General features: G+C 45.8%; 14 protein-coding genes. 6 read left to right on the top strand and 8 right to left on the bottom strand.

Annotation, left to right across the window (positions count from 1 at the left end):
• Positions 1–71: 71 nt before the first annotated feature.
• Positions 72–935 (top strand): flagellar hook-basal body protein, encoded by an 864-nt coding sequence (locus EHO61_RS15330; protein ID WP_135814450.1) that lies wholly within the window; start codon positions 72–74, stop codon positions 933–935.
• A gap of 31 nt (positions 936–966) precedes the next feature.
• On the opposite strand, the gene EHO61_RS15325 is transcribed toward EHO61_RS15330, so the two are convergent.
• The 3 genes from EHO61_RS15325 to EHO61_RS15315 all read right to left on the bottom strand — a co-directional run bounded on the left by EHO61_RS15325 (position 967) and on the right by EHO61_RS15315 (position 5,631).
• Positions 967–1,962 carry a response regulator gene (locus EHO61_RS15325; protein WP_135814449.1) on the bottom strand — a complete coding sequence of 332 codons (996 nt, stop codon included), beginning with the start codon at positions 1,960–1,962 and terminating at the stop codon, positions 967–969.
• 7 nt (positions 1,963–1,969) lie between these two features.
• Positions 1,970–4,957, bottom strand: a complete 2,988-nt coding sequence (locus EHO61_RS15320) for an MHYT domain-containing protein (protein WP_135814448.1) — start codon at positions 4,955–4,957, stop codon at positions 1,970–1,972.
• Between the two features lie 89 nt (positions 4,958–5,046).
• Complete coding sequence (locus tag EHO61_RS15315) at positions 5,047–5,631, bottom strand: SCO family protein (protein ID WP_135814447.1); 585 nt, start codon at positions 5,629–5,631, stop codon at positions 5,047–5,049.
• Between the two features lie 441 nt (positions 5,632–6,072).
• On the opposite strand from EHO61_RS15315, the gene EHO61_RS15310 reads away from it, so the two are divergent.
• Positions 6,073–6,363: a DUF1272 domain-containing protein gene (locus EHO61_RS15310; RefSeq protein ID WP_135814446.1), complete on the top strand. Its 291-nt coding sequence runs from the start codon at positions 6,073–6,075 to the stop codon at positions 6,361–6,363.
• A 118-nt stretch (positions 6,364–6,481) separates the two neighbouring features.
• Here EHO61_RS15310 and EHO61_RS15305 read toward each other — a convergent pair whose 3' ends face one another.
• Positions 6,482–6,979 (bottom strand): MarR family winged helix-turn-helix transcriptional regulator, encoded by a 498-nt coding sequence (locus tag EHO61_RS15305; RefSeq protein ID WP_135814445.1) that lies wholly within the window; start codon positions 6,977–6,979, stop codon positions 6,482–6,484.
• 298 nt (positions 6,980–7,277) lie between these two features.
• Between EHO61_RS15305 and EHO61_RS15300 the strand changes: the two genes are divergently transcribed.
• Both EHO61_RS15300 and EHO61_RS15295 read left to right on the top strand, forming a co-directional pair.
• Complete coding sequence (locus tag EHO61_RS15300) at positions 7,278–7,601, top strand: YceI family protein (RefSeq protein ID WP_135814444.1); 324 nt, start codon at positions 7,278–7,280, stop codon at positions 7,599–7,601.
• Positions 7,602–7,621: 20 nt separating this feature from the next.
• Complete coding sequence (locus EHO61_RS15295) at positions 7,622–8,065, top strand: hypothetical protein (RefSeq protein WP_135814443.1); 444 nt, start codon at positions 7,622–7,624, stop codon at positions 8,063–8,065.
• Between the two features lie 129 nt (positions 8,066–8,194).
• Here EHO61_RS15295 and EHO61_RS15290 read toward each other — a convergent pair whose 3' ends face one another.
• Entirely contained in the window at positions 8,195–8,779 is a 585-nt protein-coding gene (locus EHO61_RS15290; RefSeq protein ID WP_135814442.1) for a dihydrofolate reductase family protein, read from the bottom strand.
• Positions 8,780–9,044: 265 nt separating this feature from the next.
• On the opposite strand from EHO61_RS15290, the gene EHO61_RS15285 reads away from it, so the two are divergent.
• Positions 9,045–9,491, top strand: a complete 447-nt coding sequence (locus EHO61_RS15285) for a VOC family protein (protein WP_135814441.1) — start codon at positions 9,045–9,047, stop codon at positions 9,489–9,491.
• 86 nt (positions 9,492–9,577) lie between these two features.
• Here EHO61_RS15285 and EHO61_RS15280 read toward each other — a convergent pair whose 3' ends face one another.
• From EHO61_RS15280 to EHO61_RS15270, 3 genes are all read right to left on the bottom strand, one after another.
• On the bottom strand, positions 9,578–10,357 hold the full coding sequence (locus EHO61_RS15280) for a hypothetical protein (protein WP_135814440.1): 780 nt from the start codon (positions 10,355–10,357) through the stop codon (positions 9,578–9,580).
• A gap of 160 nt (positions 10,358–10,517) precedes the next feature.
• Positions 10,518–11,468: a fumarylacetoacetate hydrolase family protein gene (locus tag EHO61_RS15275; RefSeq protein ID WP_135814439.1), complete on the bottom strand. Its 951-nt coding sequence runs from the start codon at positions 11,466–11,468 to the stop codon at positions 10,518–10,520.
• A gap of 149 nt (positions 11,469–11,617) precedes the next feature.
• Positions 11,618–12,022: a DUF2721 domain-containing protein gene (locus tag EHO61_RS15270; RefSeq protein ID WP_135814438.1), complete on the bottom strand. Its 405-nt coding sequence runs from the start codon at positions 12,020–12,022 to the stop codon at positions 11,618–11,620.
• Positions 12,023–12,187: 165 nt separating this feature from the next.
• On the opposite strand from EHO61_RS15270, the gene EHO61_RS15265 reads away from it, so the two are divergent.
• On the top strand, positions 12,188–12,760 hold the full coding sequence (locus EHO61_RS15265) for a TetR/AcrR family transcriptional regulator (protein ID WP_246032164.1): 573 nt from the start codon (positions 12,188–12,190) through the stop codon (positions 12,758–12,760).
• Positions 12,761–12,946: the final 186 nt, after the last annotated feature.

Below are 12,946 nucleotides of genomic sequence, written 5' to 3'. Positions count from 1 at the left end.
GACAAAATCCCTCTTTCGGAATTCCGAAAAATACCGATGTATATTACGGAAGTAGAACGGGGGAAAAAGGTATGCTAAGAGGATTATATACCGGGTCCAACGGGATGACCATCCAGCAGACGAGAATGGATGTGATCTCCAACAATTTGGCCAACGTGGATAAGACCGCATATAAGAGAGATACCACGGTATTCAAAACCTTTCCCGAGTTATTGCTCCATAGATATAACGAAGACGGAGTGGGCAAGGTTCCGATGGGATCCTTCGATACCGCGCCCGTAATCGGTAAACTAGGATTAGGCGGAGAAGTAAACGAAGTTTATACGCGGTTCGAACAGGGAGCCGTAAAAAAAACGGACAATCCTTTCGATCTTATGCTTCAGGATCGCCCCGGGAACGAACACCCCGCATTTTTCAGCGTGCTTACGAACCGGGGGGAAAGACTTTCCCGTTCCGGAGCTTTCGTTCTTGATACGAACGGATATCTCGTCACCCCTCAGGGATTTCCGTTGATGGGGGAGAACGGTCCCATCAAAGTCGCCAGAGGAAATTTCATTATTCGGGAAAACGGTGAGGTGTGGATCAACGGAGAAATCGGAAACGATCCTGTCAATTCCACTTCCATAGACAAGAACAGATTCGAAACTCCGGTGTTGTTGGATAAGATCAAGATACGGACCGTGGAAAATCCGAGACATTTGGACAAGGAAGGGGATTCCTTTTATTCCGATACGCCCGAGTCCGGAGAGCCGATGCCCTTCGAAGAGAAGGACGAACCGAACGTACTGCAGGGGTATCTGGAAGCGTCTAACGTAAGCGTCGTTACCGAAATGGTGGAGATGATCGAAGTGAACCGTTCCTACGAAGCGAACCAAAAAACCGTTCAAACCCAGGACCAGATGTTAGGTCGCTTATTGAACGATATTTTAAGATAGGTATTTTTTGTTGAAGATCCGATAAAGGCGGTTATTTTTCCGCCCAGCGCTCTCTGATTTCTAAAATTTCGGGCATTTGGTCCAGAAAGATAGGCACAATAGACGGATCGAAATGTTTTCCCGATTCATTATTGATATACTGAATGGCATCCGAAATTTCCCAAGCTTTTTTATAAGGTCTTTCCGTAGTCAAAGCGTCGAATACGTCCGCTAAGGCGACAATTCTCGCCTCGATCGGGATCTCGTCCCCTGTCAATCCGCTGGGATATCCGGATCCGTCCCATTTTTCGTGGTGATTGAGGGCGATACTTTTGGCCAATTGTAAAAGGGATGAGTTGTGATCTCCGATGATTTCCGCGCCGATCGTCGGATGTTTTTTCATTATTTCCCATTCTTCCGGCGTAAGTTTACCCGGTTTTTGTAATATTCCATCCGGAATTCCGATCTTGCCGATATCGTGCATAGGGGAAGCATGAAGTAAATCTTCGGCGCATTCCAAAGAGAACCCCAATGCCAAAGAAAGAGTCCGGGAGTAATGGCTCATTCGAATGACATGCAATCCGGTTTCGTTATCCTTATATTCCGCTGCGAGCCCGAGTCGTTGTATGATCTGCAATCTCGTTTCCCTCAATTCTTCGTTGCGTACCAAAGAAAGGTGGGTTCGAACTCTTGCCTTTACGATCGAGGGACTGACCGGCTTTGTGATATAGTCCACGGCCCCCGCTTCAAATCCTCCCGCTTCGTCTTCTTCGTCCACCATCGCGGTTACGAAAATAATCGGAATTCGGGAACTCTTCGGATTTTTTCTCAGAATCTTGCAGACTTCGTAGCCGGTCATTTCCGGCATCATAACGTCCAGAAGAATCAGATTCGGATTTTCGGACAACGCTAGCTCGATCCCTTTTACCCCATCCTTAGCGAACAACAGTTTATAGTCGTCCTGTAGAATTTGTTTCAGGACCTGTAGATTCGCCGCCTCGTCATCCACGATCAGTATTTTCGGCCTAGAGTCTATGCCATGAACCATTTTTGTCTTACACTCCGGAAATCCCGAGCGTCCGGGCGATTTCTTTTAGGATCGTTTGGGCCGCTTCGAATTCGAATTGCTCAATTTTAGATAGTAGGCTTTCGATTTGTTTCTCTTCGACTTCGCTTGCGAGGAGAGAAAGAAGTTCGTTTAAACGAGTTTCTTCGATCGAGCCTCTTTGAAAGGAATCTAAAATGAGGCGGATCAATTCTCCGATTCGTTCGGTATCCCGAGGGATTTCGGAGTCTTTTTTTAAGACATTCGGCGAACTTTGCAAAGACGAACCGGAGAGATTGAGTACTCTTTTGATTTCCTCCATCATCTGGTTGAATTCGATCGGTTTAGATATAAAACCGTCCATACCTGCGGCTTTAGCGGAATTTTTATCTTCCTCGAAGACGCTTGCAGTCAGAGCCAGGATCGGAGTTCGAGGAAGATTTTCATCCGTTTCGTGCTGTCGGATGGCCCTGGTCGCTTGTAGTCCGTCCAGTATCGGCATTTGTACGTCCATTAGGATCAGATCGAATTCATTCGATTGTACTTTACGAATGGCTTCTTTCCCGTTGTAAGCTGCGGATACCGAATGCCCTTCGTTTTTTAGGAGCAATTCAACCAACTCGGTATTCTGCTCGATATCATCTACGACCAGGATCTTCAAAGAAGGAAGATTTCGGCGGATGGCGATCTTCGTTTCCGTTCTAAGATTTTCGATTTTTTGCAAGGGGAGTATTACATGAAATGCGCTTCCTTCTCCCAATCTACTTTCGGCCCAAATGCGGCCTCCCATAAGTTCGGTCAATTGTTTGCAAATAGTGGTTCCTAGTCCGGTTCCTCCGAATCGTCTGGTTGTAGAGATGTCCGCTTGCGTAAAAGGTTCGAATATTTTCTCCAATCGGTCTGCCTGGATTCCGATGCCTGTGTCTATTACGGAGAAATAAAGTTCGCTTCCCGCTTTTTCGATCCTGAGAGTCACCTTTCCTTTGTCAGTGAATTTGATCGCATTTCCGATCAGATTGATAAGGATCTGTCGGATCCTGAGCGAATCTCCCAGATAGAATTCCGAAAGTTTCGGATCCTGGACCACCTCGAAATCCAGGTTCTTTTTGATCGCGCTCATTCCTAAAAAGGATTTGAGTTCTCCGATCAGCCGGAAAAGGGAGAAGCCGACGGATTCAAGTTCCACCGCTCCTTTTTCCAACTTAGCCGTATTTAAGATATCATTCAAAAGTCTTAATAGAGACTTCGCCGAACCTTTTACCGTTTCCAGATGATTTCTTTGGTGCTTCTCCAGTTTTCCGGAGAGAAGTACTTCCGTAAAACCGAGAATGGAATTCATCGGTGTCCGGATTTCGTGGCTCATGTTCGCTAAGAAAGAAGTCTTTGTTACGGCGGCGAGTTCGGCCTTTTCCTTGGATAACCGTAGGTCTTCTTCCATATTATGCCTTTCCGTGATGTCCAAGATCACCCCGCCTAGAAAAAGAACGTCGCCGTTATTGTCGAAGACGGCGCTTCCGTTTTCCCAGAACCATTTGATCTCTCCGTTTCTATGTATGATCCTGTATTCCAAAACGAAGGCCTTTTTTTCCCGCACGGCTCTCTGAACTGCAAGAAAAAGATCTCTCCGATCGTGAGGATGGATGATGTCGTTGAAGGAGCGGATCGGATTCGGAGGAGAAAAGTCCGAAACCGGGTATCCGGTCAATGCCTCCACCGCATCGCTCATGTACAAGCTGGTCCAATCTTCGTTGAACAGGCATCGATAAGTAATCCCGGGAATGTTTTGGATGAGAGACCTTACCTGCTGCTCGCTTTGCTTGAGAGCGGTTTCGATCATTTTTCTTTCGCTAATGTCCGTTATGAAACTTACGAATAAGACTTCGCCGGGAAGCTTTACCTGTCCGATGGCCAATCTCAGGGGAAAAATGGAGCCGTCTTTTTTTCGTCCTAAGGCCTCCCTGCCCGTTCCGATAATTCTCGAGGTTCCTGTCCTGATATAATTCTTTAGATTTCCGCCGTTTCCGGAATAATACGGCTCCGGCATGAGCTCCCAGATATTCTTACCGAACAACTCCGAGTTCGTATATCCGAAGATGCATTCGGCAGATTTATTGAAGTCTATGATTTTACCTCGGATATCGACCGTGATGACTCCGTCTACGGCGGTGGAAATGATGGCTCTAGTGCGAGCTTCGCTTATTTTGAGGTTGTTTACTAGTTTCCGGTATCTGAAGAAGGCATTCACAGAGAACGTAAAAATCGTAAAGCCGACGGTGATGATCGATACGGACAAGGCGAGAAATGTTGGATCCGTCTGGTCGTTCGGAGAAAGGGTTTCCTGGATTCCTATAAAGCGGGCGGCTGCCATTCCGGTGTAGTGCATTCCGGAAATTGCCACGCCCATGACGGATCCGGATATGAGAGTGGGCCAATGAGAACCTAGTCTCAATCCTTGCAATCCGAAGCGGACCCAAAGGGAAACGATCGCCAGTACGACCGCGACTAAGATCGACAAGGAAAAGACCCAGGGATCGTATCGTAGCGAAGCGTTCATACGCATCGCTGCCATCCCCGTATAATGCATGGATCCGATTCCTGAGCCGACCAGTATTCCTCCGATGATCAGCTCCAATATCCTGAGTTTAGAGCGACTTACGTAAGCTAAAGCGACGGTAGAAGCAACGATACTCGGAAGAATGGAGAGAATCGTAAGAGTGCGATCGTACGTTACGGTCGTACAAAGCCTGAAAGAGAGCATTCCGATAAAATGCATTGACCAGACTCCGCACCCTAAGGCAAAACTCGCCGCGACTAGAATCAGATACTTGCTCCAAGGAGGAAAAGACTCCGGAACGGTCTGGCCTACCATTCTCAAGGCGATGTAAGAGGAAAAGATCGCAACCAAGACGGATAGACCGACCAGCACCGGATCATAAGAGCTAGCTAAGAGGGACGAGGGTTGATCGAATAAGAAGTATTCATGTATTCTATCGAACATGGAAAAATTTTACCTCAGAGCCTATAAAGTAAGGATTTCATCCTTTCATTTGCGAATCCATCGCTCAATGCTTCGCTATACATTCTTCATCAGTTCGGATGACCCTTCGCTATTCTTATGAATTCCTTTTCTTTTTCCGGATTCCATTGTTTGTTGAATTCGAAAAATAAGCCTCTTATTCTGCCTTCCGAATTTACCCATATTACCGAATCGGAATGATCAATATTTTTTTCCCGATCGACGAGAAACGCTTGGACCCCGAAAAGTCGGGCGAGCTCGAAGGCGCGCTCCATTGATTCAGGGCGTATAAGAACCGATTTCGGTTTTACTTCGGAAAAGTATTCCTGGAAACGTTCTTGGGTATCGTTTTCCGGATCTAGGGTGATAAAGACGAAATGCAGGTCCGTTCTTTTTGATAGAATGTTTTTCAATTTCATCAAACTTCCGTGGCATACCGATTTGCAATTTAAATAGCCGAAATAAACGAGATTCTCCTGTCCGATTAGGACATCTCGAATGTCCGAAGCGGAGTTTTCCTCCGGTCGAGTTAATGGAAAGGAGGGAATTTTCCGGTCCGTCTCCAAGATTCCGTTCGAAACGTTAGGAAGAAAATAGATCAAAGGAAAGATGCACGCGATTCCCCCTAAACTCAATTTCCAAAGCCCTGTCTTCATTTCAAAAATTCGGATTTAGAATTCTTCCGATTTTCCAAAAGTAAATTCGATTCTTTTTTATTCAAAAATATAATAAGTTCAAGGGGCTGCTCAAAAAATTAACGTTAGTAAGTACAATGGATTAGTTTTGTTCATCGTATCTGGATCGCCCTATGTTACTCCAGGGATAGAGTCTCTTACGATGCCCTTCGCTTAGCATGTATTGTTAGGATCCCGAACTCTCTAATAACAAAGGGAAATCTCTACGAAACGGCAGACTATATTGTGGATTTTCTATACGAGTCAATTAATCAATTAGGAAGCGTCCCCGAGCCTCGGTCATTATTCGACAGTTTGGCTCGAAGAAAACCGAACAGATCAGTTCCCAACTTCATAGGATTCCTATACAATTCATGACTTTTTCTTGCAAAGATAAGGAGCGATTTACAAAAAGTAAATGCTATGTTAGAGCTCCGACCCGTTTGTGAGAATTGTGCAAAACCTCTCCCGAATGAAAGCCTTGATGCTTTCATTTGCTCTTTTGAATGTACCTTTTGTCAAGACTGCGTTACATCGGTTTTACAGAATGTCTGCCCAAATTGTGGTGGAGGATTTGAGAGGCGTCCGATACGCCCTATCGAGAAACTACGCCGATTCCCAGCAGTGATAGAAAGGCGCACCAAACCCGTTGATTTGGAAAAATTTCATCCTCTCTTGCTTAGTAATCGTGATGTCCCGCCACAAAGCAGATGATCTCTTCAGCATGCGCGAAACGCTTCAAACCCAATACTTCGAGATCGCTTCAGCGGCGCCAAATTTCGTTTTGTCATTCGACTTGTTGAGCAAGTCTCGCGCCGAGTCTTTAGGGACATTATCTATTCATCGTCGGAATTCTTTCGCTGAGTTTGCGTATGATCGATAATGTCTGGTTTAGTTGTTTGGCCGAAAAGCCTTGCGCTATTTCATTTGCTATCTCTGACCAGGCTAACTTGAGATTTTCGGACCGTTCTGCTCCATGCGGGCTTAATCTCAAAAGATGAGCTTTGCGGTGGTGCGGGTTCTCTCCGCTTAAAACAAAGCCGTCTTTAATCAGGATATCGGCAAGCCTTTGCACGCTTTGGCGGGCTAAGCCCATCTTTCTGGCAATATGTGCAGCAGGCGCCGGGCCCTCAGCTAGGGCGCCCAATACCTGCCATCTTGCACTGGTTAGGCCGGAAGGGGCGGTTAAATCGTCGCCATAGGCTACTAGACGGCCATTGATTCGAAAAATCTCTATCACAAGATCGGTGAAGATCTGTCCTTCTTCAGTATGATTATAGGTCGGCATGGTTAAAAATACCTCGAAATTATATTGACAGTATGCTGTCATATTGGTGCAATGCTGTCTATACAAGTCAACAAAGAGGGTTCGTATTGAAAACCAAAAGGAGGGTTTATGTTGATAAAATTTATGAGAAATAAGCTGCTAGGGGTGGCTATTGTAGGCGGGTTCTTTGCAATTGGACCGGTTCATGCCGAATTGACCGTTGATTTGCAGAAATCGCACCTCGATTTCACCGCTTATAGCCGCATCCACAATGTCGATGGGCGGTTTTCGTCGTGGCGATTTGAGGGAAAAATTAACGATGATTTTAGCGGCCAAGGTAAAGTAATCGTCCGGTTGCTCGGTGAACTCCGGCAGCGAGAAGCGCGACAATCATCTGGCAGACCCGGAATTCTTCGATATCGCTAAATTTCCCGAGGCGATCTACCACATTGATAGTGTTCGATTGACCGGTGATACTTTGGCAATCAAGGGTCGTCTGTCTCTGCACGGTGTCGAGAGGCCACTCGACCTGGATCTACAGAGGAAAAAGGATACATCGGATTTGGTTCTTGTCGGCGAAACAACTCTTCAGCAGAAAGATTTCGGTATGGTCTATAGCAGCCTCATTAACCCGATAAAGAGCGAGGTTGCGTTAAAATTTCATATCGTCTTAACGAAGAAGTAGAAAGGACGAGGAGCATACTTATGAAACATATGATACATGCCCTTGCGGGTACGATTGCCATGATTTTGATTTTCACCTTTTGGACTTCGACTGTTATTTCAGAGCTCGTAATGGATCGAAATTCAGTGGCGCTAGTTAAGCAATATCTCATCTATGGTTTGCTGATTCTGGTGCCTTGTCTGGCAATCGCAGGAGGCTCCGGTGTGGCGCTAAGTAAACCTGGGGCAAAGGGACTAGTCACGAAAAAGAAAAAAAGAATGGCCTTCACGGCCATTAATGGCGTGCTAATTATGCTACCGTCAGCCTTCCTCCTAAATTATAAGGCGGGCCGAGGTGAATTGGATATAATTTTCTATATCGTTCAGGTTGCCGAACTCTGCGGAGGTATCGTACAATTCATCTTGTTGGGGCTCAATTTTAAGGATGGCATGCGCATGCGCCGTGCTCGACTCATCCGCGGATAATCTATCGCGAGCAGGATCGTTCTCGGACAGAAAGTCCGGGAGCCTTGTAAAATGATTTTATCAGGCCGCAGAGTATCACTGTCGGTCCGGAAGGAATTTCTAATATACTAAACAGGATGCATCTTTGCACTAAGACTGGCCGGCTCGCAACGATCCAACGTGGCGATATGTGTTGATGAAAACGCCTGTGGGAGTAACCTTTGTGCTGACGAATTCCAGTTCGCGCGGGTATGTCTTTTCCGAAAAAAGACGTTTCCCCCGGCCCAACAAGACCGGGTAGACGATCAGTACAACCTCGTCGACCAATCCCTGGTCAAGCAACAAGGATGTCAGCGTGGAACTTCCCCAGACGATCAGGTCAGAGCCTTCTGCTGTCTTGAGGTCGCGAATGCCTGCAAGGATGTCTCCGCCTAAATCTCGAACAGGGCCCCATTCGAGGCTGCCAGGCCTGTGAGTGGCGACGTATTTCGTAGCTGCGTTCAAAGAGTTCGCCATGGGACTATTGCCGGCCTTCGGCCAGAAGTCTGCCCAGGCATCATATGTTCGGCGACCAAGCAGGAGATCGAAGGTATTACCCTGCGCCTCGACGACCGCCTCTAACCCGGCGGGAGTACGATATGGCCCCGTCCATCCGCCATGTTCGAAGCCTTCGCCGTTTTCGTGTTGGATGACACCGTCCAGCGAGATATGCTCCATGATTTTGATCTTTCTCATTTAGAGTCTTCCTCAGTCAGGTTTATCGGTCACGGATGTCCTGCTTCGAGACAGTACGCCGTTCCATACAGTTCAGGGAAGCACTTTAATCTTCCAATCATGTTTCCTCTACGAAATGGGGAACGAAAAAGTATGTTGACAGGGGGAAGTTAAAAGAGTTAAAAAATTTCGAAGTTCACAGCTTGATCTGTTTGAAAACCTTATGATAGTAAATGTGCTTGCTGCAGGAACAACGCTCTCTTTAATTCACAAGAAGAAGATACTTATGGCAAAAAACAAATTCCTGCGAATGCACAATGTAGGTATCGTGGTGGAATCCCTTGATGAGGTCGTCTCTTTCTTTTCCGAGCTGGGCTTGGAACTCGAAGGAAGAGCAGTGATCGAAGGGGAATGGGCCGGGCGAGTCACCGGACTGGTCTCCCAGCGTGTCGAGATCGCTATGATGGTCACTCCTGATGGTAACAACCGGCTTGAGCTCTCCCGATTTCTCGCGCCCGCACCAGTCGCCGACCACAGGAATGCTCCCGTGAATGCTTTGGGTTACCTACGTGTTATGTTCACGGTGGATAACATTGATGAGATGCTTGCCCGGCTCGGCAAGTACGGAGCGGAGTTGGTCGGAGAAGTGGTTCAATACGAAAATGCGTATCGGCTCTGCTACATTCGTGGACCAGAAGGAATTCTCATCGGATTGGCAGAAGAACTCACGTGACGTTTTGTGTTTTTTCGACATTTCTTCGGAGAAATATATGCGTAAAATATTATATATCTTCCGCCTTTCTGTTCCGGCGTAATTTCTCATTCTTGATTCGATTGTTCAAAATTCAATCCGTCGACGATGTCATCGATCATTTTTAATGTGCAATTCGGCAGCTTGGACCAAGTCTCATCCTTTTTCACATTCCCCTTCGTACTCTTTGATTTCTTAATTTTACATGTTAAATAATTGACGCTTTTTGAATTCAATTCGCCGGTATTCCGTTGGGCGCTATTGTACTCGTAACCGATGAGTCTTAAAGCGGAGTCTTGGTACCAAAAAATATAAGTATACTTCCAAGTGCTCCATGTACCGGCATTAGCCCAATATCCAAGAGTAATGTGCAGAGTTCCTTTATTTATTTTGGGGCAGGATGAAAGAGGGTCGTTTATCGTCGGGATCGTGTGTCGAGGTATGAAAGAATGGTTTTGCACTTCTAATCTAAATCCTCTTTGATTCGGAAGCCCAAGTGCAACGACCAAAATGCGGGGATTTGAATTCATCGTCTCCACACCTATTCCACTTCGATTCTCAATCCTTTTTTTGCTGTCATTTTGGTGCAGTATGAGAATCAAATCCGGAATTTGATCCTTACTGATATCACCGGTTTGCTGGCATTCAATCATCCAGCCCTTCGGAACAAAATCTTTAAAAGATTTTCCTGTATTTGCCAATTTAGGAAATGCGGAATCCAGCATCGGGGGAATCTCAGGATCGATATCCTCTCCAGCTCTTACAGTCGAGAAAAGAATCAATAACGGACAAACGCACAGTAGAAAAGCATTCACCCATTTGACTCTTTTTAAGGATAAATTTTTCATACTGAAAATATTCTTTATTTTCTATTAACGATAGATAACGTCCAGAATATTTCGCACTTACTAATATAAGGAAAAGTTCTCCTTCCCGTCCTAGGATTGTGACCAAGCAATTTTCAAAAACGGAGCCCTCATGAGGGCGGAAGAAGATAAACTAACTATTTTACGATTCCTGGACGACGTTCAGGATTTGTTCCCCTAAGTCTATTTTGCGATCATCAGTTCTGATGGAAGATCGGATCGTATCTTTCGGTTGCAGATACTCTCTTCGTTTGGATTGGCCTTTTACGAAGAGTTCCCATTTTCTCCTTTCGGACAAGAGTCCTCCGATCTTCTGGACAAATTTTCCGGGCGCTCGTAAGGCACATCCGGAAGGTGTGCCGGTAAGTAAAACGTCCCCTGGATTTATATTACAAAATTGGGATAGTTCAACGATCGTTTCTATAGGCTTGTGAACCAAATTGGATGCGATGTCTTGTTGCCTAATTTCGCCGTTTACCGTTAAGGTCAGTTTCAAGTTCTCTAAAAGTTCGAAATCACCAGGCTCTAATACCGCGAGTATCGGTCCGGCGGGCAAAAAAGTTCTGTAGGATTTTCCTTTATACCATTGGAGTTGGGGAAGCTGGACGTCCCTTGCGGAGACATCGTTCGCCATAAAAAACGCCGCTATCGATTGGGAAGCATTTTCCCGAGTCGGCTTGGACAGGGAATCGATCCTTTTACCGAAGACTAACCCTAGTTCTATTTCATAGTCCAACAGTTTCACATGTTTAGGTCGGACGATATTGCCCACGGGGGGAGATAGGGAAGCGTCCGACTTCGTGAAAAACAGATTGTACGTTTTATCGTTCGGTTTTAATCCGGATTCGATCAAATGTTGTCTATAATTCGCGCCTTGGCAGATGATCTGACACGGAGCCGTGATCGGTGAAAGGACAAGGATCCGTTCTAAGGGTAGCTTGGTTCCCGGTTTATTTTTTCGACCTCGCCGAACGGATTTTAAAAATTCCGCCGTGCTTACATCCCCGAATTCCAAAGGAGCCAAGGATCCGTTCTCGTAAAATCCCCAATCGATTTGGTTTTTCCTTTGAAATCGAATATAATTTTTCGCCATTCCTTATTCCTGTATCCGATCTTAGGAGCGTAATTTTCTACGCTTTGTTCATCGACCTACTTTTCACTTTCTCGCATATCGAAGAAAGTAAATATTTTATAAATGAGAGAATTATCAAAAATGATATTTAAGTCAACTAAAATCGGAGATTATCGGTATAAATTTTCCTTTAATACGGCCTCTATTTCTATTTTTAGAGCCTGGGTCGAGAGATGAATTTCGAGTAATGAATAGACCAAGGACAAGATCATGAATAGTAAAGAGGCTCCGAAGAATAGCCAAGCCGCAAGATTCTGAAAAAAGACGAGTCCGATGGATAAAGTGCAGCAGATTAAGCTGAGGATTCCGAAAGATTGGGAGAATCGTACGAGTGAAATCCGAAATCTTAAATTCCGCACTTGAGCGACGAGCAGCGCTTCTTCGGTTTCCCGATATTTTTCCAGAAGTTGGCGCGCAAGAGAGGCGAGTCCGAAGAATCGATTCGTAAAGGCCAACATTAAGAGCGAAATCGCCGGAAAAAGCAATCCTGGAGTATTATAAGAAAGTGAATCCATAATCCAAGAGGAGAATTTCGGATGATATAAAACAATCAATAAATGAGATTGTTCTCAATATTGTAGTTGCTCCGACTGTTCTTAAGAAGGTAATGGTAGGGAATGGCTATCGCGAAACGTAGAAAAGTATTACTTCCGAAGCGGGAAAGAACACGAGCTCAAATTATGAATGCCGCTTTAAGATTGTTCGCGGTAAAGGATGCGGGGGAAACGTCCATCGCGGAAGTCTCCGCGGAAGCGGAGGTCGCAAACGGTACTTTTTACAATTATTTCAAGACGAAAGAAGAGTTGCTAGAGGCATCTGCATTCACTCTGGCGGAGTCCCTGGTCTCGGAAGCGGTTCAGTTAATGCCGGATATCGCGGACGGCGCGGAACGAATGGCCTTAGGGGGGATGCTTTTTTTAAAAAAAGCGAGAAACGACGCGGATTGGGGCTGGGCTTTGATCAGAGTCGCAGCGGCTGCTCCTAGAATGAGCGAACTTCTTCGCGCTCAACCTTTAAAAGATATGCAGAAGGCGATTAAAGCGGGAAGGTTTACGATCGAGTTCGAGGAAGCCGCCTTAGGACTCTACGTGGGCGCATTGCATTACGGGATCAGAAATATTTTGGAAGGTAGAGCCAAAAACAAATCGCATGACGTCGATATGATCGCTTTGGTTCTGAAAGCCTTCGGAGTTTCCGCAACTACCGCAAAGAACATCAGCCAAAAAGCCTTCGATAGGGTCTGGAAACAATAGACCTCTTTTCATTTCGATTAACGATTTCTGGCCTTCGAAGCCAGGCTAACGAATCGCTTGATCAGTCGGAATTTGATCGTTGTACTTAAATTTATCCGATCGAACTTCGGCGTGATCTCGGAGCTTTCTCCTTCGATCGCTAGCCCGGGAAATAATTTCAGAGAATGGCCGCGCTCTAACCTGCGA

Source organism: Leptospira fluminis, assembly GCF_004771275.1.
Taxonomy (GTDB): domain Bacteria; phylum Spirochaetota; class Leptospiria; order Leptospirales; family Leptospiraceae; genus Leptospira_B; species Leptospira_B fluminis.
This window is presented reverse-complemented; position numbering and strand designations above follow the sequence as displayed.